17 protein-coding genes and 1 pseudogene are annotated in these 20,806 nt (G+C 71.4%); 8 read left to right on the top strand and 10 right to left on the bottom strand.

Translation table 11 applies throughout. The features are described 5' to 3' along the window. Positions 1-264: 264 nt before the first annotated feature. Both AC5P1B_RS00645 and AC5P1B_RS00640 read left to right on the top strand, forming a co-directional pair. Positions 265-954: a TetR/AcrR family transcriptional regulator gene (locus AC5P1B_RS00645; RefSeq protein ID WP_493884125.1), complete on the top strand. Its 690-nt coding sequence runs from the start codon at positions 265-267 to the stop codon at positions 952-954. Between the two features lie 107 nt (positions 955-1,061). Further along, entirely contained in the window at positions 1,062-2,282 is a 1,221-nt protein-coding gene (locus AC5P1B_RS00640; protein ID WP_493884124.1) for an alpha/beta hydrolase family protein, read from the top strand. A gap of 85 nt (positions 2,283-2,367) precedes the next feature. Here the strand turns inward: AC5P1B_RS00640 and AC5P1B_RS00635 are convergent, their stop codons facing one another. Further along, a complete protein-coding gene (locus tag AC5P1B_RS00635; RefSeq protein ID WP_493884123.1) occupies positions 2,368-3,120 on the bottom strand; it encodes an AfsR/SARP family transcriptional regulator in 753 nt (250 codons plus the stop codon). Between the two features lie 827 nt (positions 3,121-3,947). Here AC5P1B_RS00635 and AC5P1B_RS00630 point away from each other — a divergent pair. The 3 genes from AC5P1B_RS00630 to AC5P1B_RS00620 all read left to right on the top strand — a co-directional run bounded on the left by AC5P1B_RS00630 (position 3,948) and on the right by AC5P1B_RS00620 (position 6,106). Continuing rightward, the gene (locus tag AC5P1B_RS00630; RefSeq protein WP_493884122.1) at positions 3,948-4,811 is read left to right on the top strand and encodes a calcium-binding protein; all 864 of its coding nucleotides are present in this window, start codon (positions 3,948-3,950) and stop codon (positions 4,809-4,811) included. A 297-nt stretch (positions 4,812-5,108) separates the two neighbouring features. After that, the gene (locus tag AC5P1B_RS00625; RefSeq protein WP_493884121.1) at positions 5,109-5,795 is read left to right on the top strand and encodes a TetR/AcrR family transcriptional regulator; all 687 of its coding nucleotides are present in this window, start codon (positions 5,109-5,111) and stop codon (positions 5,793-5,795) included. Positions 5,796-5,962: 167 nt separating this feature from the next. Then, positions 5,963-6,106: a helix-turn-helix domain-containing protein gene (locus tag AC5P1B_RS00620; protein ID WP_493884120.1), complete on the top strand. Its 144-nt coding sequence runs from the start codon at positions 5,963-5,965 to the stop codon at positions 6,104-6,106. Here AC5P1B_RS00620 and AC5P1B_RS00615 read toward each other — a convergent pair. Both AC5P1B_RS00615 and AC5P1B_RS00610 read right to left on the bottom strand, forming a co-directional pair. Then, a pseudogene (locus tag AC5P1B_RS00615) lies at positions 6,043-6,441 on the bottom strand (helix-turn-helix domain-containing protein); the annotation flags it as partial. The gene AC5P1B_RS00620 and the pseudogene AC5P1B_RS00615 overlap by 64 nt on opposite strands. 142 nt (positions 6,442-6,583) lie before the next feature. Further along, positions 6,584-7,249: a TetR/AcrR family transcriptional regulator gene (locus AC5P1B_RS00610; protein WP_493884119.1), complete on the bottom strand. Its 666-nt coding sequence runs from the start codon at positions 7,247-7,249 to the stop codon at positions 6,584-6,586. A gap of 97 nt (positions 7,250-7,346) precedes the next feature. Here AC5P1B_RS00610 and AC5P1B_RS00605 point away from each other — a divergent pair, with 97 nt between their 5' ends. The 3 genes from AC5P1B_RS00605 to AC5P1B_RS00595 all read left to right on the top strand — a co-directional run bounded on the left by AC5P1B_RS00605 (position 7,347) and on the right by AC5P1B_RS00595 (position 9,171). Further along, the gene (locus AC5P1B_RS00605) at positions 7,347-8,189 is read left to right on the top strand and encodes an NmrA family NAD(P)-binding protein (RefSeq protein ID WP_493884118.1); all 843 of its coding nucleotides are present in this window, start codon (positions 7,347-7,349) and stop codon (positions 8,187-8,189) included. Positions 8,190-8,222: 33 nt separating this feature from the next. Beyond that, complete coding sequence (locus AC5P1B_RS00600) at positions 8,223-8,624, top strand: SgcJ/EcaC family oxidoreductase (protein ID WP_493884117.1); 402 nt, start codon at positions 8,223-8,225, stop codon at positions 8,622-8,624. A gap of 67 nt (positions 8,625-8,691) precedes the next feature. Then, entirely contained in the window at positions 8,692-9,171 is a 480-nt protein-coding gene (locus AC5P1B_RS00595; RefSeq protein ID WP_493884116.1) for a carboxymuconolactone decarboxylase family protein, read from the top strand. A gap of 317 nt (positions 9,172-9,488) precedes the next feature. On the opposite strand, the gene AC5P1B_RS00590 is transcribed toward AC5P1B_RS00595, so the two are convergent. The 7 genes from AC5P1B_RS00590 to AC5P1B_RS00560 form a co-directional block, all read right to left on the bottom strand. After that, the gene (locus AC5P1B_RS00590; RefSeq protein WP_493884115.1) at positions 9,489-9,869 is read right to left on the bottom strand and encodes a hypothetical protein; all 381 of its coding nucleotides are present in this window, start codon (positions 9,867-9,869) and stop codon (positions 9,489-9,491) included. Continuing rightward, on the bottom strand, positions 9,866-10,453 hold the full coding sequence (locus AC5P1B_RS00585) for a TetR/AcrR family transcriptional regulator (RefSeq protein ID WP_493884114.1): 588 nt from the start codon (positions 10,451-10,453) through the stop codon (positions 9,866-9,868). Before AC5P1B_RS00585 ends, AC5P1B_RS00590 begins: the two co-directional genes overlap by 4 nt. A 135-nt stretch (positions 10,454-10,588) precedes the next feature. Next, positions 10,589-11,059, bottom strand: a complete 471-nt coding sequence (locus AC5P1B_RS00580; RefSeq protein WP_493884113.1) for a WapI family immunity protein — start codon at positions 11,057-11,059, stop codon at positions 10,589-10,591. An 89-nt stretch (positions 11,060-11,148) separates the two neighbouring features. After that, a complete protein-coding gene (locus AC5P1B_RS00575; RefSeq protein WP_493884112.1) occupies positions 11,149-12,234 on the bottom strand; it encodes a helix-turn-helix transcriptional regulator in 1,086 nt (361 codons plus the stop codon). Positions 12,235-12,305: 71 nt separating this feature from the next. Further along, positions 12,306-13,289 carry a quinone oxidoreductase family protein gene (locus tag AC5P1B_RS00570; RefSeq protein WP_493884111.1) on the bottom strand — a complete coding sequence of 328 codons (984 nt, stop codon included), beginning with the start codon at positions 13,287-13,289 and terminating at the stop codon, positions 12,306-12,308. Positions 13,290-13,548: 259 nt separating this feature from the next. After that, the gene (locus AC5P1B_RS00565; protein ID WP_493884110.1) at positions 13,549-14,289 is read right to left on the bottom strand and encodes a spermidine synthase; all 741 of its coding nucleotides are present in this window, start codon (positions 14,287-14,289) and stop codon (positions 13,549-13,551) included. A gap of 167 nt (positions 14,290-14,456) precedes the next feature. Continuing rightward, the gene (locus AC5P1B_RS00560) at positions 14,457-20,759 is read right to left on the bottom strand and encodes a type I polyketide synthase (RefSeq protein ID WP_493884109.1); all 6,303 of its coding nucleotides are present in this window, start codon (positions 20,757-20,759) and stop codon (positions 14,457-14,459) included. Positions 20,760-20,806: the final 47 nt, after the last annotated feature.

Genomic DNA, 20,806 nt, shown 5'->3' with positions numbered 1-20,806 from the left:
TTAAGCCATGGGCTTAACGTAGTCCATGGATTCACTCGGCATCGCACGGCTGTTCACGCACACCTCTCCCTTCCGAGGAGTGGAGTATGCGAACCCTCAGCTCCATCCTCCGCATCGCCGAGCAGGTCCGGTCACCCGAGCGCCGCACGGCCATCGGCGCCCGCGCCTGCCCCGCCTGCCGCCCACGCCTCCCCGCGGACGCAGGCCGCACGGCCGCGGAGGCCGTGAGCACCAGAGGACATCCCCACATCACGGAGGCCAGAGGTGACGGAACCCGCGAGCCCGCCGGAGGACGGCACAGCCTCCGGCGGCCGGCCCGAGTCCGCGGGCCGCCAGGACCGGATGATCGCCCCGGGGCGCGTTCCCCGGGGCGGCCGCAAACGTGATCCGGCCGCGGACCGGGCCATCTTGCACAGCACCCTCGCGCTCCTCGGTGAGGGATGCGGCTTCAGCGCGCTGTCCATGGACCTGGTGGCCCAGCGGGCCGGGGTCGCCCGCGCCACCATCTACCGCCGCTGGCCCAACAAGGAAGAACTCGTCCTCGCCGCCCTGGCCGAACTGGACCTCCCCGTACCGCCGCTGGAGGGCCTGCCCCTGCGGGACAAGCTGGTGGTACTGGTCGACCAGATCCGGCACCGCGGCCAGGACACCAACCTCCACCGGCTCCTCGCCGGCCTCCTCAGTGAAGCCGTGCGCCGTCCGCAACTCATCGAGCGATTCGAGAACACGGTGGTCGCCGGGCGGCGGGACGCGATCCAGCAGGCGCTGCGCGAGGCAACCGACAACGGCGAGCTGCGCCCCGGACTTGACATGGACCAGGCAGTGGAACTGCTCACCGGTCCCATGCTCTCCCGGCTGATCCTCCGGCAGCGGCCGGTCGAGACGGCCGCCTTCGCCGAGAACACCGTCGACACCTTCCTCAACGGCACCCGCGTCCAACCCTGTTCGCCATAGGACCGGCCAGCACGTCAACTCCCCCCACACCTTCGTACGGTTCGGCCGCGCCGACGCGAGCCGACGCACACCCACGGAGCATCCCGCCACACACAGGAGCCGCAGCCATGAGATTCCTCTTCGACGATCCAGCCTTCGACTACGAGGCCTTGCGGGCCGCCGGCTACGCGGACTTCGGCGGCGCCCAGCTCGGCGAGGTCATCGCGGTCGCCTCACGTATCCCGGACGGCGACACCGGCGCCTGGCACCGCGAGTGGGCCACCCTGGCCGAGCGCGTACACAAGCTCGCCGCCGAGGCGCTGGGCCAGGGACGGACCGTCGACGCCCGCGGGGCACTGCTGCGCGCCCACAACTACTACAGGACGGCCGAGTTCTTCCTCCGCGACGATCCGGCCCACGACCCCGAGGCCGCCCGGCTGATGCGCCTCTCGCAGGACACCTTCGGGGAGGCCGCCCGGCTGATGGACCGCCCGCCGCGGCCTGTCCGGATACCGTACGAGGACGGCACGCTGCCCGGCTACTTCTACCGGGCCGACGACTCTCACGGACCACGGCCGACGATCATCCACCACGGCGGCATCGACTCCACGCTCGAAGAGGGGTTCTTCTTCGTCGCGGCCGCCGCCGCGGCCCGCGGATATCACTGCCTGTGCTTCGAGGGGCCGGGCCAGGGCTCGGTGCTGCGCGAGCAGGGGCTGACCTTCCGGCCCGACTGGGAGCGCGTGGTCTCCCCCGTCGTGGATTTCGCTCTCGCCCAGGACGGTGTGGACCCCTCCCGGCTGGTGCTGATGGGCACCAGCCTGGGAGGTCTGCTGGCCGTGCGCGCCGCGGCGTTCGAGGACCGGCTGGCCGCCTGCGTCGCGCATGACGCCGTCTGGCAGCTCGGTGATGTCGTCGCGCTGCCGCCGTTCGTCCTGGACTGGGTCGCGCGAGGCCGCGACGAGTTCGCCAATCCGGTGATGTACGGCATCGCGGCCCAGCAGACGTTCACCCGCTGGCTGTTACGGCAGGCACTGTGGACCTTCGGCGCCGAGACGCCCGCCGATCTGCTGCGGCGGATGCCCGCGTTCGCTCTCGCCGACGTCATCGGCCAGGTGCGCTGCCCGGTGCTCGTGCTGGACGCCGAGGAGGACGTGTTCTTCGCCGGTCTCGAACACGCGAAGAAGGTCCACACCGGGCTCGACTCCCCCAAGACACTCCATGTCTTCTCCTCGGACGACGGCGGCGGCGCCCACTGCCATTCGGGCGCCATGGGCCTCTTCCACGACCGGCTGTTCGGATGGCTGGCCGACACCGTGGCGCCCACCCCGGCGGTGGCCGTCGACTGACGGCTTGACTGGCCCGACTCGCCTGGCCCGACTTGCCTGATGAGACGTGCCCGCGGCTCCGGGCGGCAGGGCGGCTCCGGACCCGTCAGCGATAGACGCTTCCCGGACCGCGCGCTTCGAGCCGCGCCACGTCCTCCCGGAGGATCGCCTCCTGAGCCCCGCGCAGCGAAGGCCCCGGTTCCACGCCAAGCTCCTCTCTGATCACCCGGCGGGCCCTGCGGTACACCCCCAGAGCGTCGCCTTGCCTCCCCGCCCGGTACAAGGCCACCATCAGCTGCCGGTAGAACGGTTCATGCAGCCGGTGCTGGACGACGAGCCCCTTGAGTTCCTCAACGACCTGATGGTGTCTGCCGAGCGCCAGGCCGGATTCAATCGCCAGCTCAATGCAATTGAGCTGTTTTTCCTCCAGGACCGCTGCGAATGAGTCAATCTCCACGGAACCGGAAACGCCGTCCAGCACGGGACCGCGCCATACGCCGAGGGCCTTACCAAGGCACTCGGACGCGGCCGCGAAGTCGGCCGCGCGGTACCACGCTCTGCCTCTTTCGTAGAGCCTCTCAAATTCCCTCACGTCAAGCTCGGCCCCGCCAAGCTCCAAGGTATATCCGGCCGAGGACGTAATGATCGGCGAGCCCGCACCGGAGCGGTGCAGAAGTTTCCGGAGCTGGGAGACATGGACATGTAAACTCGCGATGGCGGACCGCGGCGGATGCTGCCCCCACAGCTCCGTGATGAGTTTGTCGGCCGGCACAGGCTCCCCGGCCCGCACGATCAGCAGGGCGAGCAGCTTGGCGACCTTGGGTGGCCGCGGCGACACATCGACACCGCCGCGGACCACCTGCAGCCTCCCTAGCACTCCATATAACAATCGATGTCCTGACGGCGCAGAAGGCATGGACACGTTTTACCCCCGAATGCGCTACAGCGACGCATTCAACTATTGGCCCAATTCCCCGTGTAGCGGCCACTGTAGACCCGACGGGCGAAGACCGCAGCCGGGCCCGGGTACAGCAAGAGACCGCATGCTCGACCGTGCGTGACCATTATAGGTGGAGGTCGTTACGCCGCTATTAAGCTGAGGCAAATAGAGACACGGGCCGGACCATAGGGAATAGACAGCGTTTCAACTGTTGCATTCGGTACGCCCGGCTGGGAAAACAGGCGCCGGATCAGCGGTGCGCCGTAGCGAGTTCACCGTACCCACCCGGTCCGGCAGGGCGGCTCCGCCGCACCGGAGGGCCGTACACCACCGCACGGCCTGTGTACGCCTGGTCAGCCATTCGCCTACCGCATACCTCGACAGAAACGACCAGTGGCATACGCCGATGTCCCCCGCCGCGGCCGTCGGCCGTCCCGTTCCACATCAGCCGGGAGCAGGACAACGACCCACGGCCGACCGTCGGTTCTGCCACCGTCAGCCCAAACGCCCCGCCTGGCGGACCCCTTCGTGGTCGGCTGCCGCGGGTCCCCTCCCGCCGACCGAAGCGGCGCGCCGCCGCTTCGTCAGGCGATGAACCCCCGGTGAACAAGTGGTGTGCGCGCACAACGGTGGCCGGTGTGAACGGTCTCACCGAGTGAGGTGGGGCCGCCACCGACCGCGCCTGACGGCCCCGACCACACCGAACCGGACTGACCGCACCACGGACCTCCTGGGGAGATACGACCATGCCCGCTCAACCGTTACGGACACGCCGCCTTCGCCCGCTCGCCCTCGCCGCCGCCGTCGCCTGCTCGGCGGCGGTCACCGGCCTCACCGGCACGCCGTCCCTGGCCGACGACACCGCGGCCGCGACCGCACACGTCGTCTCAGGGTCGCAGATGCGCTACGACGCCGCCGCGGGCCAGGTCAACGCGGTGACCATCACGGTCCGGTACCGCGACGCCGACGAGTGGGACGGCGTGTACGACCTCACCATCGACGATCGCGTCGCCATCACCGCCGGGGCCGGCTGTGCCCATCCGGACCCGGCCGACCGCACCGTCGTGGCCTGCACGGTCTCGACGCCGGGCGACAGCGCGTCCGACCTGACCACCCTCGTGGCGTCCGTCGGCGACATGGACGACACCGTCACCGTGGCCCCGGGGAACAGCGCCTACCTGGAGTTCCGCGGCGGCCTGGGCGACGACACCCTCAAAGGCGACGGCCATATCTCCCAGTACGGCGAGGACGGCTCCGACCGCCTTGAGTCGGGCGGCGGGGTGTACGGCGAGGGCTCCTACGGCGGTCGGGGCAACGACACACTGACCCGCTGCGCCCACGACTGCGACGGCGGCCCGGGCAACGACACCGTATACGGCACCAGCGGCGAGAACGAGCCCCGGACCCTGACCGGAGGTGACGGCAACGACACCGTGCACGGCTCACAGGACAGGGACACGATCCTGGGCGGGCGCGGCAACGACAAGCTGTACGGCGGCGCGGACGACGACACGATCTACGGCAACAGCGGTGACGACCTGCTGCGTGGCGGCGCCGGCAAGGACACCCTGTCCGGCGGCCCCGGCACGGACCGGGTGTGCCAGGACTGAGCCGTGTCCGGCGGATCGGCTTCGCGACGGCGCTCGGCATCATGCTCTCCGCGTTCGTCCTCTCCCTCGTGCTGGTGCCCGCGCTCGCCGCGCTCCTCGGCCGGGGCACCTGGTGGCCGGTCCGCCCGGGCCGCGCCAGGGCCGCCACCACGCGGAGCCCCCGGCACCCCACCAGCACCACGACAGCGTCTCCGTCCACTGACCCGCGTGGCCGCACCAGAGTGCCCCGGCCCCGGTGGCTGCCACTAGGTGGCATAAGCTTGCAGGCGGCGTTTACCCCTCGGGTACGCTGACGCCATGGAGGACGCCATGACGCATGCGCTGCCGGGGCCGGAAGGCGAGGACCGCCTGCCACTGCGCGAACGGAAGAAGCTGCGCACACGGCAGACCTTGATCGACACATCCCTGGAGCTCTTCGGCGAGCGAGGCTTCGGCGGAGTGACCCTCGACGAGCTCTGTGACGCGGTGGAGGTCTCCAAGCGCACGTTCTTCCGGTACTTCACCAGCAAGGAAGACGTGGCCATGGCGCCCACGCAGGATCTGTGGCTCGCCTTCCTCGACGACCTGGAGACCCGCGACCCCCGGGGCAGCACCGTGCTGGACATGCTGGAGGGGTCCCTGCTCGCCGGGGTGGACCGTATGACGGCGGTGGAGGGCTGGACGCGCCGCCTGCGGCTCAGCCGCCAACTGGCCGAGCAGACCCCGTCGATGGACGCGCACGGTCTGCATTTCTGTCACCGCACCACGCGCACCGCACAAGCCACCCTCCACCGCCGCCTGGATTTCCACGACCCGGACGACCTGCGGCCCCGGCTGGCCCTGGACATGCTGGTGTCCGCCTTCCACCGCGCTCTGGACTCGTGGATGTCCCCCGCCTCGACGGCGCCGCCCGCCCGGGACACCCTGGCCGGGCATGTGCGCGTCGCCTGCGAGGCCCTTCCCGGCAGCCTGACCATGACCGTCCACCTGCGCGCGGCCTACTGAGCTGTTCGTGGCGTTGTCGGAGAGGGTGACGGCCAGCGATCCCTGCGGTAGGCCGGTGTAGGGCTACGCCCAATGAGCGGTTCGCCGAGTTGGAGAGGGAACTGGCCAAAGGCCCGGCCGTATACGGCCGGGAAGACCAGCGCTGGCCCCTGGCCCGAATCCGGGCAGTGATCTCCCTGAAGTTCGACGTCGACTGCTCACCGGCGGCGGTATGGCGGTTGCCGCACCGGCATGGCTGGGCCTGGAACTGCCCGGTCGGGCTGGCCACGACCTGCACGTTCACGCCGTGGCGGCGGTGCTTGTTCGAGTAGTCGGCCCGGCCGTTTCCCCCGCGGCGCACTCGGCGAGCGTCCCGTCGAGCAGTACGTACTCCGTGTCGTGCTCGCGCAGACCTTGAGCAGGCCGGGTGCCCGGGCGGCCAGGAGGTCGATCACCGCGGTGGTGTAGGCGTGGGTGGTGCCGACCGAGATGCCGAAACCGGCGGCCGTCCGGGCAAGGGAGTCGTGCCGGCGCAGGCACACCAGAGCGGCGCGCGTTGGTGCGGCGGGAGCTTGCGGCGACGCTCACCCTCGCGCGTGACGATGAGCATGGTGGCCCACTCGACCAGCGCATGAGGCAGGACGAGTGCAGCAGGACAGGAGACCAACGAGGTACCCCAAGTTGATGAGTTGCAACGTCGAACACCTCTCTCGACGGCGCGGGTGCCTCGCGCATTGTGCTCTCACCGCCGCCTATCGGTGGCCACTCTGAAACGCTCAGCGCCTCCCTGTCACACCTCTTTCGCTGCATCAATCGGCGGCGCGCCAACGCGCCGTCAGCAGGTGGTGGGCAGGGGGCGGTCCGGGGAGGCCGGCGTGCGGTGCAGCGGCGAGGCCGCCCAGGGCGATCGCGATCAGGCGGCGCCGGGCGGCCCGTGCCTCCGCGGTGAGCGCGGCCTCGCCCAGCTCCTCGATCTGTTCGACCAGGGGAGACCGGCCCAGCTGCTCGATGAGGAGAAGGATGTCGGTGGCCGTCGCGTCCCGGCGGAGTCCGCCACACGCGTGCGCGCGGTCCACAAGTGCGGCGAAGTCCCGGTCCACCGCGGACGCCAGGTCGGCCGTGGGCGGGGGCAGTGAGGTCAGCTTCCTCAGCGGGGCGAGTGTGCCCTGGCCGTACTCGACACTCTCGATCACCAGGTCCTGCAGTCCCTGCCAAGGGTCGGGGTGGTCGGCGGCCGTACGCACGGCCGCGTTCCACTGCTGGTTCGACAGCACCAGCAGCCGCTCGTACAGGGCTGCCTTGCTGTTGTAGCGGCGGTAGAGCGTGCCCATGCCGACGCCGGCGGCCTCGGCGATCGCGTTGACGGAGGCGCGCTCGCCGTCGCGGGCGAAGACCCGGCGGGCGGCCCGGAGGAGGGCTTCGTCGTTGCGGGCGACCTCGGCCTGCCGGGCCAGCTGCCGTCTGGAGACGTTCATGCCCGCCATTCTAGACCTTGCGGAGTGATTTGCTCCGCAGTACTGTCACCGGTGTGCGGAGCAAATTGCTCCGCACTAAGAGGGAGCGAGGAATCCTATGGACTCGAACAAGACAGTGCTGGTCGCTGGAGCGACCGGACACCAGGGCGGCGCCGCCGCCCTGGCGCTGCTCGCTGACGGCTGGAACGTGCGGGCCCTGATACGCGACGCGGACGCGGCCCCCGCCCGCGCCCTGGCACAGGCCGGGGCGACCTTGGTGCGCGGCGATCTCGATGACGCGGAGTCACTTGCCCGGGCTGCCGCCGGCGCCCACGGCGTGTTCAGTGTCCAGCCGCTGGCCGTCACCGAGGAAGAGCTGGCCACCGAGGTCCGCCGCGGCATCGCCGTGGCGGACGCCGCCCGGGCCGCAGGGGTCGCGCACTTGGTCTACAGCTCCGTCGACGGCGCCGAACGGGCCACCGGCATCGACCACTTCGAATCCAAGGCCCGCATCGAGGAGCACGTCGCCGCCACCTTCCCGATGGCGACGATCCTGCGGCCGGTGTTCTTCATGGACAACCTGCTGTGGTACGCCGACGCCGCCGACGAACGCGTCCTGGAGCTGCCGGTGATTCCCGGCCGCCCCATGCAGATGATCGCCGCCTCGGATATCGGCCGGATTGCCGCCGCGGTGTTCGCCAAGCCCGAGGAATACCTCGGCGCCCGGCTGGCGATCGCCGGAGACGCAATCAGCTTCGAGCAGGTGGCGGCCACTTACCAACAGGTCACCGGTGTCCCCACGCGTCTGGTGGCCAAGCCGATCCAGGAACGGATGTACGAGTGGTTCGCCAAGGACGGCTACCGAGCCGACATCCCCACCCTGCGCGCCGATTTCCCCTGGCTCCAGTGCTTCGACGCCTTTCTGCGTGAGGCCCTCGCCCCAGCTCATGCCCGCACCTGATCCCCACTTCCAGGACCGGAAAGCGAGATCGTCGTGAACACCGAATACGCTCCACCCGGCGACGTCAGCGCCGTCGCGCAGGTCGCGGCCGCCGTCGAGGGCACCCAGAGGGCCAAGGACGCCGAGGGCTTCCTGTCCCTGTTCCACCCCGACGCACTGTGGACGACCGCCCACGGCAAGGTCCTGGTCGGTCTCGACGCCATCGCCGAATTCACCCGCGCCGTGCTACCGAAGGCCGACTGGGACGGAGACGTCACCTACGAGGTCGTCCACACCAGGTTCCTGCGACCGGACGTGGCGGCCGTCAAAGTCAGGCAGGTCTACCACGCGCCCGGCGGTGAGTCGGAGGGCGCCCCGCTGTACGTCATGACCAAGCAGGGCGACGGGGCCTGGCTGCTGCACGCCTGCCAGAACACCCCGGTCCGAGCCGACTGAGCATCACCACCGCGCCGCGTCATGGTGCGGCGACAACCACAGCGATCACCACGATGAGGAGTGCACTATGTCCGCGCGCGTGAATCTCATGGGCGACAAGATCGCCGGCAAGGCCATGAAGGGCATCAACACGGCGAGCATGGCCGTGATCAACAGCGGCCTGCTGCCCAGGACCACGATCGACCTGGTGCTGTTGCGCGTGAGCCAGGTCAACGGTTGTGGATTCTGCACCGACATCCACGGCAAGGATCTGGCGCACGCCGGGCAGAGCGCCACCCGGGTGAACCTGGTTGCGGTCTGGCGCGAGACCACGGTCTTCACCGACGAGGAACGGGCGGCCCTTGAAGTGGCCGAGCAGGGAACCCGGATTGCCGACGCTGCCGGTGGTGTGCCGGACGATGTGTGGGCGAACGCCGCCAAGTACTACAGCGAGGAACAGCTGGCCGCGCTGACCTGCCTGATCGCGCTGATCAACGCCAGCAACCGGCTCGGTGTCATCGCCGCTGTGCCAGGTGGCGACTACACGCCCGGCCAGTTCAGCGGATAGACGGTGTGAGGCCGGCCGCCCCGGCCAGGGTGTCTCCGTCGATCCGCGGAGACACCCCAAGCACCGATGCCCTGGAGCAATTGATGAATCTGAGACATGTCACAGCCCGGAGAGCCGGGCAAGCAGTGACCCAGGGCGCAGACCTGCTGAGCGGTGCCCGCGGGCTGCAGGTCTGTCCACGAGCGCAGGGACGCCGGCCGCGCCGAATCAGATATACGGGCAGAGACAGGACATCCTCCAGCGCGTCGAACCCGCCGGCCGCGAAGCGGTGGACCGCACCCCGCGGGCACCGCGGCTGTGTCTCTCCGGGGCTGTCGCTAGGCGGCACCCGCCACGCTCAGGGCCGCGACCGGCAGGAGGAGAAGCCACTGCGGCAGCCGAAGCAGTGGCTTCGGCCAGCCGACCGACAGCGTGACGACCAGGAAGGCGACTGCGTACGCCGCGAAGTGCGCGGCCACGAACCACGCCATCAGCCCGGTCGCTGACGTGTCGTCCGCCAGCGCGAGGTAGACCAAGGCGGCCGCGGAGAGCACCAGGTCAACGCTCACCATGTGCCACACGGCGTGAAGGCAGCGCTTGGGTTCGTCGGCGAGTCCGCAGGACAGCAGCGGGCGCACCGTATCCCGGTGCCCGCCGACGATGTGCGCCACGGCCACACCGGACGCGGTGATGCCCGCTGCGAGAAGCCAGCCGTTCATCGGAGCTCGATTCCTTTGGCTATGACAGCAGCCAGCCGGTCGGCCAGCTGAGGGTCGGGGTGTTCCCCGACCAGACCGACGTGGAAGAGCACGGCTCCTGCCAGCGTGTCCAGGACCAGATCCACGGGCGTGCCGACCGCGATCTCCCCGCGCTCCACGGCGCGCTCGAAGACGATCAGCAGCCGTTCCTTCGAGGGGGCCAGGAAGTCGCTGCGAATGCGCGTCTTCAGTACCGGATCGGCGGCGAAGTCAGCGAGCAGCCCCGGGAGCGCCGCTGCGGCGGCGGGTGCCTGGAACTCGTCGACCAGGCCCCGCAGCAGTACGGTCAGGTCCCCGGCCAGCGTTCCGGTGTCCGGGGTCGGGGCATGGTCGGTGGTCGTGAACACGGCCTCGAAGACCAGCTCCGGCTTGCCCCGCCACCGCCGGTAGACCGTGTCCTTGCCGACACCGGCACGGGCGGCCACCGCCCCGATCGATGTCGCGGCGTAGCCGACCTCGGTCACCAGCTCTGTGGCCGCGCTGACGATCGCCTCGTGCGAGCGGGGGTCCCTGGGACGTCCCCTGGAGGACGGAAAGGAGCTCATACGATTTACCATACGGGTCGACCCGTTTGACAACAACCTCGGTCGACGCCACGCGGACATCCCCCCGTCGCGACCGCGCCCGCTCGGCTCGCGGCCGCACGACCACCGCCGCGGTCCGCGGAACGGACCCGGAGATCAACGCGAGGGGAACTCGGCCAGGGAGCGGTCCCACTCGTCGGCCGCCCGGTGCAGCCCGGCGGCGGTGACCCGCAGCTCGACCACGAACTCGTCCATCCGCTCATGGTCGTACCGCCACGGCGGGGCGACCTCCTGCGAGAAGCGCACCTCTACCACCCCGGCGTCGTCGTTCCAGCTGCTGACGCTGAAGGACAGCGCGGGCTCAAGGAAGGACAGGTCCTCCGGCGGCTCGCTGTCTCCATCCGGCTGGTCCGTGACGGACCCCGCTACGGAGCGTAGCCAGGGAGACACCTCTCGGGCCTCGTCCGTCAGCAGACAGGGGTCGGTGAAGGACCACGTGCCCTCGGGCGTGGTCACCTCGCCCTCAATGGCCAGCCAGTTGTCGTCATATCGGTCACCGCTGGGCGAGGGGTACTGATATCCGAGCGGACGCAGTTCGATGCTGTGGTCGTTGTCTGTGAGGAGCACCGTCTAAGGATGTCACGCAGTGCCACATCCCTTGACCGCGAAGGACCACGGGCCCTGCCCCGGGCCGGCGGGTCGGCGCTCAGGCAGGGTCAGCTCGCCGTGCGGACGCGTTCCACGGTGCGCGCGGCGGCGGGCGAGATGTGCTCGCTGAACAGCTTGGCGACCAGTTCGCCCCGGCTGGTGACACCCACCTTGGCCAGCACCGACTTGACGTGGTCGCGGACGGTGTGGCCGGTGATCCGCAGCTGCCGCGCGATGTCGGCGGTCGCCATGCCGCCCGCGACCAGCCGGGTGACCTCCCTCTCGCGCGCGGTCAGCTCGTAGGTCTCCACGATGATCGCGGCCACCTCGGACACCGGCGCGGGTTCGATCATCACCACGGTGAAGGCGTCATCACCGCTCAGCCGCGAGGCGTGGCACGCCAGCCAGTGCCCGTGCCGGGTGCGCACCCGCACCCGGCCCGTACCGGCCGCGGCCAGCGTGTTGATCCAAACCGGCATGGATGACGGCGTGGAACCTTCGGGATACCCGCCGCGGACCTGCGCGATCCGCTCCCGGGCCTGCTCGTTGGCCGACACCAGCCGCCCGGACCTGTCGAAGAGCAGCACCCCCGTCGCCTCGCCCAGTCGGTGCGGGTCGTCCACCGGGCCCGGCCGCAGGAAGCCGCGCAGCCGCGCGGCGAGCGGCGCTGACAGTCCCGCGACCAGGTCGGTGTCTGCGCTGGTGAACGCCGGTCGGCTCTCCTCCCGGAACAGGCTGACACTGCCCCATGGCCGCCCCGCGACCCGCAGCACCGCGCGCAGTTCGTCACCGAAGCGGCGCGGGCGCAGGTACGCGCCGTAGAGCGGGCTGAGTTCGGGGCGGTCACCGGTGCTGGCGCGCAGCGCGGCCGCCGGGACTTGGGCACCCACGAGGATGCGGAAGGGGTTGACCGTGTCCGGGTGGGACTCGCTGGTCCAGAACACGGCACAGCCGCCCTCGTCGATGTTCTCCACGCGGACCGGCGCGGCCATCAGCCCGGTGAGCGGGTCCGTCGCGCGCCACACCGCCGCGTCGTACTGGACGAGCCGGGACAGCCGGGTGGAGACGGTCGCGAACAGGGTGAGTGCGTCGGGTGCCTCCACCGCGCGGGCGAGCAGTTCGTCACGCTTCCACGTGGCGGGGTGAGGTGTCACGGCCGTGTCGCTCCCTGTCCGGTCGTACGGAGCCACTGCCGGTGGGCGGGGTCCGCGTCAGCGGCGTCAACCTAGGGGATGAGCAGAAGCTTCCCGGTGGTCCGCCGGGACTGGAGGTCCTCGTGCGCGCGGCGCGCCTCGCTGAGCGCGTACCGCCCGCCGATGTGCACCCGCAGCTCGCCGCTGACGGTCCGGGCGAACACGTCCCGTGCACGGTCCAGCATCTCCGCCGGGTCCTGGGTGTAGTGCGCGATGCCGGGCCGGGTGAGGAACAGCGAACCGCCACTCAGCAGGCGCCCGGTGTCGAACGCCTCGACGGGTCCGCCGGCACCGCCCTGGAGCACCATCGTGCCGCGCGTGCGCAGGCTCGCGAGGCTGCCGTCGAAGGTGGCGGCGCCGATGCCGTCGTAGACGGCCGCGACGCCCTGGCCGCCCGTCAGGTCCCGCACCTGCTCGGCGAACGCCTCATAGCCGACAACGGCGTCGGCTCCGGCGTCCCGGGCCACCGCCTCCTTGGCCGGGGAGGAGACGGTCGCGATGACCCGGGCGCCCCGCGCCACGGCGTACTGCGTGAGCATGCGCCCCAAGCCGCCCGCACCGGCGTGGACGAGGACGGTGTCACCGGCCTCGACGCGGTAGGTGTCGTGGGTGAGGTAGTGCGCGGTCATGCCGTGCATCAGCACCGCCGCCGCGTCCTCGGTGCCCAGGGCGTCGGGAATCGGCACCAGGCGGTTGGCGGTGACCACGGCGCGCTCCGCGTAGGCACCGTGGGCGGTACTGACGGAACCGTCCATGGCCCAGGCCACCCGGTCTCCCACCGCCACCCCCGACACATCCGGGCCGAGGGCGGCGACCGTACCGGCTCCCTCAACGCCCGGGACGAACGGTGTGGGCGTCGCGAAGACGCCGCTGCGCTGGCTGACGTCGATGAAGTTGACCCCGCTCACGGCGAGGTCCACCAGAACCTGACCTGCGGCGGGGCGGGGGTCGGGGTGAGCGGTGACGGACTCAAGGACCTCGGGTCCTCCGTGCCGGGTGGCGATGACGGCGTGCATGGGTGGGTGACTCCTTGGCAGTGGTCGTGGCTGGGCGGGCAGGTCGCCCGGACACGTGTGATCCTGTGCGGACCACGGACCGATGCCCATCCCCCAGTTGCGGGATGGGCGCCGCCGGAGTCGCGTGCCACCGCGCCTCCGGCCACCACGTGATGCACGGCGCCCCGCTGACCCCTGTCCCCTGTCCCCTGACGCTCCGCTGAAGGTCTCCTGGCGGTCGAGCAGACTCGGAGACAGTCCCCAGGGCGAGGCTCGTCGGTCAGCCGTGCCGGCTTCCTTCTCCGCCTTCCTTTTTCGCCACGTAGACGGTGTTGGCGGCAGTTCCCCCTTGCAGGGGGTTGTCGAAGTTGACGACGTGGGCTTCCTCTTCCGCGAAGACCTCTGCGAGCACGGACCTGAACGGTGCGTCGGGCGGGTCGTTGGACCACAGGGCGAAGACGCCGCCCGGGTGGAGAAGCCGGGCGAGAGCGCGCATTCCGGCGGGCTGGTAGAGCGCCGCGTGACGCGGGTGCAGCACGTGGCGTGGGGAGTGGTCGACGTCCAGGAGGATGGCGTGGAAACGGCGGTCCGGCGCCTGGGGGTCCAGGCCGCCCGGATCGGCGGCCATCGCGAAGAAATCGCCGTGGAGCAGTCGGCAGCGGGCATCCGAGGTCAGGCGCGTACCCAGCGGTACGAGTCCGCGTTCGTGCCAGTCGATCACCTCGGCGAGCGCGTCGACCACGAGCAGCGAGCGCACTCGCGGGTCCTCCAGCGCCTCCTGCGCGGTGTACCCGAGACCGAGCCCGCCCACGGCGACGTCCAGGTCGGCGTCCGGCAGCTTCGCCAGGCCGAGCCGGGTGAGCGCGATCTCTCCCGCCGTGAAGAGGCTGGACATGAGGAACTCGTCGCCGAGCTTCACCTCGTACACGTCGTCGCCGGACACCGGGTCCCGCCGGCGCCGCAGGCTGATGTCGCCCATCGGTGTCGGGCGCCAGTCGATCTCCTCGAAGCGCGCGCTCATCCGTTCACCCTGCTCATGCGTTCACCCTTCTGATGCCATCGGTCCCCGCAGTGTGCACGTCCCGGCCGCCGTGCTCCGCCCGGCTCGGAGTGCGGCCGGTACGGAAAGGCCCCGCCCCGGCGTCGCAGGGACGCCGGGGCGGGGCGGCTTATCGAGGCCGGGGCGCCTCAGGAGTGGGGGTGGCCGAGCCAGTCGCGGACCGACCGGGCCGCCGCACCGGCGTGCTCCTCCATCATGGTCCAGTGGTTCCCCGGCACGTCGACCGCCGTGTGCGGCAGCTGCCAGGAGGCCCGCAGGGCGGGGGCGCCGGGCTGGTCCTCCTTGACGATCTGCTCACCGGCGCGGACGAACAGGGTGGGGGCGGCGATGCCGGTCGGCTTCCAGTCCGCGAAGAGCCGGAAGTAGCCGCCCATGCCGGTCAGCCTGGCGAAGTTCACGCCGTCCACCACCCCCTCCCGGTCGAACATGCTGTCCATGAAGACCGACGCGAAGCCGCGGGTGGCGTCGTTGCCGGGCAGATAGGTGTCCAGCAGCACGACACCGGCGAGCGCCACCCCCAGATTCTCCAGCCGAGCGGCCACGGCGTGGGCGAGCCAGCCGCCGGAGGAGTGCCCGGCCAGGACGACGGGCCCTCCTTCGGCGCAGGCCAGCACCGTGTCCGCCTGAGTGGCGATGACCGCCTCGACCGACCGCGGCAGCGCTTCCCCTTCGGTGAAGCCGGGGGGCACCAGCACCGAGACGTCGGCGGTGCCGTGGAAGGCCGCCGCGAAGCGGGCGTACTGGTGGGCGCTGGACAGGGCCACCGGGGCGGCGAAGCAGACCAGTGACGGCCGCCTCGGGCCACGGGAGAGCCGGACCGGTTTCGGGGCGTGCCTGGCCCCGTCCTCGGCGTCGAAGGCGGGGCGTATCCGGGACGCCGCCATCAGGAGTTCCACGCCGTCCTCGTACTGTCCGGCGGCGCATGCCTGGCGGAACAGAGCCTCGATGGAACCGGCCCGCTCCGGGCCGGAGGAGGTGCCGGTCACCGGCTCGCCCTGCTCGGCGGCGTCCTTGTCGTCGGCTTCCGCCAGCAGCATCTCGCGCAGGTGCGTGGCGACCGCGCCCGGCGTCGGATGGTCGAAGATCAGCGTCGCCGACAGCCGGAACCCGCCCGCCGCGGTGAGCCGGTTGCGCAGCTCGATGGCGGCCAGCGAATCGAACCCCATGTCCGTGAAGGGCTGGTCGCTGTCGATCGCCGCACCCGACGGGTGGCCGAGCACAGCCGCCACCTGGTCACGTACCGCCGCATCGAGGACCTGGTCCCACTCGGCCTCCGGCAGCTCCAGCAGTGCGCGCCGCAGGGCGCCGGTGTCGGCGACGGCGGCGGCGACGGGCTGACTACGGCGCGCCGGGGAACGTACCAGGTCCCGCAGCAGTGGCGGCACCAGGTCGCCCGCCGCCTCGCCTGGTTCGAGCCGCATCGGGACCAGCGTGGCTTCCTCGCCCGCGGTCGCCGCGTCGAAGAGTGCCAGGCCCTCCTGGTCGGACAGCGCCCCGAGGCCCGCCCGGCGCAGCCGTCGCAGTTCGGCCGGGCTGAGTCCCCCGGTCATGCCGCTGAGCCTGGCCCACATGCCCCACGCCAGGGAGACCGCGGGACGGCCGGCCGCCCGCCGGTGGTGGGCCAGCGCGTCCAGGAACGCGTTCGCCGCCGCGTAGTTGCCCTGACCGGCTCCGCCCAGGGTGCCCGCCAGCGACGAGAACAGGACGAACATGGACAGGTCCGCTTCCGCGGTCAGCTCATGGAGATGCCAGGCCCCGTCCACCTTGGGGCGGAGCACCTCGGCCATCCCCTCCGAGGTCAGCGAGCCGATCACCCCGTCCGCCACCACTCCCGCGGTGTGCACCACCCCGGTCAGCGGGTGAGCGGCCGGGATGGCGGCCAGTGCCTCCGCCAGCGCGTCCCGGTCGGCGACGTCGACCGCGGCGATCGTCACGGACGCGCCCAGCTCGGCCAGCTCCGCGGTCAGTTCGGCGGCGCCGGGCGCGGCGGCGCCCTGCCTGCTGGTGAGCACCAGGTGCCGCACGCCGCGCGCGGCGACCAGGTGCCGGGCCACCAGTGCGCCCAGCGCCCCGGTGCCACCGGTGACGAGTACGGTGCCGTGAGCCCCGTTCTCGTTCTCGGTGGTCCCGTCCCCCTCCTCGTCCTCACGCGCAGCGGGCTCGGAGCCGGGCGGCGTCACCGCTGCCCGTACGAGCCGGGCGGCGGACACCGCACCCTGACGGATGACCAGCTGCGGCTCGTCCGTACCGAGGGCGGAAGGCACCGCGGCGCGGGACTCCTCCGCACCGTCCAGGTCCAGCAGGACGAAGCGGCCGGGGTGTTCGGCCTGCGCGGAACGCACCAGGCCCCACGCGGTGGCCGCCGCCGGGTCCACCACGGCCGGAGCCGCCGCGCCCTGGGTGACCACCACCAGCCGCGCTGAGGCGAACCGCTCGTCCGCCAGCCAGGACTGCGACAGGCTCAGAACGGTACGGGCCACCTGATGCGCGCGGTCCACCGGACTCGCGGCGTCAGCGGGCCCAGGCACACCCGCCAGCACCAGGTCCGGAACCGTGCCGCCGGACTCCCGTACGGAATCCGACAGCGCCGCCAGGTCCTGGTGGCCGACGGCGGTGACGCCCGCGTCCGCGAACGTCTGACGCAGCCCGCGATGGTCGGGGCCCACCAGGGCGCACCGGTCGGTGCGTTGGTGGCCGGTGGCCGGTACGGACACCGGCGTCCACTCCAGCTGGAACAGCGACCGCTGGTGGGCCCCTGCCCGCAACTGCCCGGCGCTGACCGGCCGCAGCACCAGGGACGCCACGGACACCACCGGAGTACCCGAGATGTCGACGGCCGCGAGGGAGACGGCATCCGTCCCGGCCGAGGCCAGCCGCACCCGCAGCGTGGCGGCGCCAGTGGAGTGCAGCCGCACCCCGCTCCAGGAGAACGGCAGCCGTCCCTGGCCGGTGTCGGCCAGCAGGCCGCCCAGGTTCAGCCCGTGCATGGCCGCGTCCAGCAGGGCCGGGTGGATACCGAAGCCGTCGGCCGCGTCGCGCACCTGGTCCGGCGGTTCCACCTCGGCGAAGACCTCGTCGCCGAGCCGCCAGGCTGCCCGCAGGCCCTGGAAGGCCGGTCCGTAGGCGAACCCGGCGTCGGCCAGCCGCTCGTAGAAGCCGTCCAGGGGCACCGGTTCGGCTCCGGTGGGCGGCCAGACCTGCGGGGTCCACAGGGGCGTGGGGTCCGGCGCGGTGGCGGCGAGCACGCCCTCGGCGTTGAGGGTCCACTCCGGGTCGGTGCCGGCACCCGCCGGGCGGGAGTACACCCGCACCGTGCGCTGCCCGTCCTCGTCGGCCGCGCCCACCACCACCTGTAGGGCGACAGAGCCCTGTTCGGACAGGATCAGCGGGGCCCGCAGCGTCAGCTCGATCAGCCGGTCGCAGCCCAGCCGGTCCCCGGCCCGCCCGACCAGGTCCACCAGGGCCGTACCAGGGAGCAGCACCACACCGGCTACGGCGTGGTCGGCGAGCCAGGGGTGGGTGTCCAGCGACAGCCGTCCGGTGAGCAGCAGCCCACCGGTGTCCGGCAGTTCCACGGCAGCGCCCAGCAACGGGTGGTCCCCCGCTCCCAGACCGGCGAACTCGACATCCCCCGCCGGAACGCCGCTGTCCAGCCAGTACCGCTCGCGCTGGAAGGCGTACGTCGGCAAGTCCACCCGACGGGCGCCCCGGCCCGCGAAGAACCGGTCCCAGTCCACCACCGTGCCGCGTGCGTGGGCCTGCGCGACCGCGAGAGTGAGAGTCTGCGGCTCGGAACGCTCGGCACGCAGTACCGGCACGAACACCGCGCCGGAATCAGCCGCGCTGTCCTGCCCCATCGCCGACAGCACCCCGTCAGGACCCAGCTCGATAAAGGTGGTCACGCCCTGCTCGGCGAGGGTACGGACGCCGTCAGTGAACCGGACCGCTTCCCGGACATGCCGCACCCAGTACTCCGGGGCGCACAGGTCCTCGGACGCTGCGAGCTCGCCCGTCACATTCGATACGACCGGTATACGCGGGACGCTGTACGTCAGGCCCTCGGCGACCTTGCGGAAGTCGGCCAGCATCGGCTCCATCAGCGGCGAGTGGAACGCGTGGGAGACCGTCAGCCGCTTGGTCTTACGACCCTGGCCCCGGAAACCCTCCGCGATCTCGGTGACCGCGTCCTCACCGCCCGAAACCACCACCGACGACGGACCGTTGACGGCGGCGATCGACACCCGGTCCGTACGGTCGACGAGTACCGCCGCCACCTCGGCCTCGGTCGCCCGCACCGCCACCATCGCACCACCGGACGGCAGCGCCTGCATCAACCGGCCTCGCGCCGCCACCAGCACACACGCATCCGCCAGCGACCACACACCCGCCACAAACGCGGCGCTCAACTCACCAATGGAATGACCCGCCAGGTAATCCGGCGCCAATCCCCACGACTCGACCAGCCGGAACAACGCCACCTCAAGCGCGAACAACCCCGCCTGGGCATAGACGGTCTGGTCGATCAGCTCGGTGTCACCGAAGACCACCTCACGCAGGGGCCGGTCCAACTCGGCATCGAACCCCGCGCACACCGCGTCGAACGCCTCGGCGAACACCGGGAACGCCTCGTGCAGTTCCCGACCCATCCCGGCCCGCTGCGCGCCCTGTCCCGTGAAGAGCAGGGCCAGCTTGCTGCGGCGGGAAGCGACGCCTCGTACCACGCCGGGCGCGTCCCGGCCTTCGGCGAGCGCGGCCAGTCCGGCGGCGAAGGCGTCCCGGTCCGCTGCCACCACCGCGGCGCGGTGGTCCATGAGCGCGCGGGAGGTCACCAGGGACAGGCCGACGTTCCGGGGGTCGGTGTCCGGGTTGACGTCCTGGTCGGTGTCCGGGTTGGTGTCGAGGTGGGTGCGGAGCCGGAGTGCCTGGGCGCGCAGGGCGCTTTCGGACTTGCCGGTCAGGACCCATGGCACCGTGTCGGCCCGTACGGTGGGCTCCGGTGAGGCGCCGGGGTCCGCGGCCGGTGGCTGCTCCGCCGGTATCCGCTCGGCCGGTGCCTGTTCCACGATGGCGTGCGCGTTGGTGCCGCTGATGCCGAACGAGGAGACGCCCGCGCGGCGCGGCCGGCCGGTCTCCGGCCACTGCTGGGCCTCCGTCAGCAGCGACACCTGGCCTGCGGACCAGTCGACCTGCGGCGAGGGCTCGTCGATGTGCAGGGTGCGCGGCAACGCGCCGTGCCGCATCGCCATCACCATCTTGATCACACCGCCCACCCCGGCGGCGGCCTGGGCGTGCCCGATGTTGGACTTCAGCGATCCGAGCCACAGCGGACGGTCCACCGGGCGCTCCTGGCCGTAGGTGGCCAGCAGCGCCTGGGCCTCGATCGGGTCGCCCAGCCTGGTGCCGGTGCCGTGTGCCTCCACGGCGTCGATCTCGTCGGCGGACAGCCGGGCGTCGGCCAGGGCCTGCCGGATCACCCGCTGCTGCGAGGGCCCGTTAGGCGCCGTCATGCCGTTGGACGCGCCGTCCTGGTTGACCGCTGAGCCGCGCACCACGGCCAGTACCGGGCGGCCGTCGCGCTGGGCGTCGGACAGCCGCTCCAGCAGGAGCATGCCGGCGCCTTCGGCCAGTCCTGTGCCGTCCGCGGCGGCGGCGAACGCCTTGCACCGGCCGTCCGCCGCCAGCCCCCGCTGCCGGGAGAACTCCACCAGCGTGCCCGGGGACGACATCACCGAGACCCCGCCGGCCAGCGCCATCGAGCACTCTCCGGAGCGCAGCGCCTGGACGGCGAGGTGGAGGGCGACCAGCGACGACGAACAGGCGGTGTCGAGGGTGACGGCGGGGCCTTCAAGACCGTAGGTGTAGGCCACCCGGCCCGAGGCGATGCTGCCCGAGTTGCCGTTGCCGATGTACCCGGCCACATCGGCGGGTACGGCGCGCAGCCTGGCGGCGTAGTCGTGGTACATCACCCCGGCGAACACGCCGGTACGGCTGCCCTTCATCGAGGACGGGGCGAGACCGGCCCGCTCGAACACCTCCCAGGAGGTCTCCAGCAACAGACGGTGCTGCGGGTCGGTGGCCAGCGCCTCACGCGGGGAGATCCCGAAGGGGGTGGGGTCGAACTCCCCCGCGTCGTAGAGGAAGCCGCCCTCCCGCGCGTAGGAGGTGCCGAGGTGTTCCGGGTCCGGGTTGTAGAGGTTCTCCGTATCCCAGCCGCGGTTCTCCGGGAGTGCGGACACCGCGTCGGTGCCCGCGGACACCAGCTGCCACAGGTCCTCCGGCGAGCTGACGCCGCCGGGGTAGCGGCAGGCCATGCCCACGATGGCGATCGGCTCCTGGTGACCGGCCTCAAGGTCGCGCAGTCGCAGCCGCGCCTCTTGCAGGTCGGCGGTCACCCGCCGGAGATAGCCGAGGAGCTTTTCCTCATTCATCACAGACTCGTCGCTCCTCGCGCGTTGTCATCAAGGTTGCAGGGCATGTC

Source organism: Streptomyces sp. A01 (assembly GCF_059026195.1).
Note: the sequence above shows the minus strand (reverse complement) of the source record. Positions and strands in the feature narration are given on the sequence as shown.

Coding starts and splice junctions, on each gene's coding strand:
- AC5P1B_RS00625 (WP_493884121.1), top strand. CDS start 5,109: ATGGAGGACGCCATGACGCATGCGCTGCCGGGGCCGGAAGGCGAGGAC.
- AC5P1B_RS00640 (WP_493884124.1), top strand. CDS start 1,062: ATGAGATTCCTCTTCGACGATCCAGCCTTCGACTACGAGGCCTTGCGG.
- AC5P1B_RS00630 (WP_493884122.1), top strand. CDS start 3,948: ATGCCCGCTCAACCGTTACGGACACGCCGCCTTCGCCCGCTCGCCCTC.
- AC5P1B_RS00605 (WP_493884118.1), top strand. CDS start 7,347: ATGGACTCGAACAAGACAGTGCTGGTCGCTGGAGCGACCGGACACCAG.
- AC5P1B_RS00590 (WP_493884115.1), bottom strand. CDS start 9,869: ATGAACGGCTGGCTTCTCGCAGCGGGCATCACCGCGTCCGGTGTGGCC.
- AC5P1B_RS00595 (WP_493884116.1), top strand. CDS start 8,692: ATGTCCGCGCGCGTGAATCTCATGGGCGACAAGATCGCCGGCAAGGCC.
- AC5P1B_RS00610 (WP_493884119.1), bottom strand. CDS start 7,249: ATGAACGTCTCCAGACGGCAGCTGGCCCGGCAGGCCGAGGTCGCCCGC.
- AC5P1B_RS00570 (WP_493884111.1), bottom strand. CDS start 13,289: ATGCACGCCGTCATCGCCACCCGGCACGGAGGACCCGAGGTCCTTGAG.
- AC5P1B_RS00565 (WP_493884110.1), bottom strand. CDS start 14,289: ATGAGCGCGCGCTTCGAGGAGATCGACTGGCGCCCGACACCGATGGGC.
- AC5P1B_RS00585 (WP_493884114.1), bottom strand. CDS start 10,453: ATGAGCTCCTTTCCGTCCTCCAGGGGACGTCCCAGGGACCCCCGCTCG.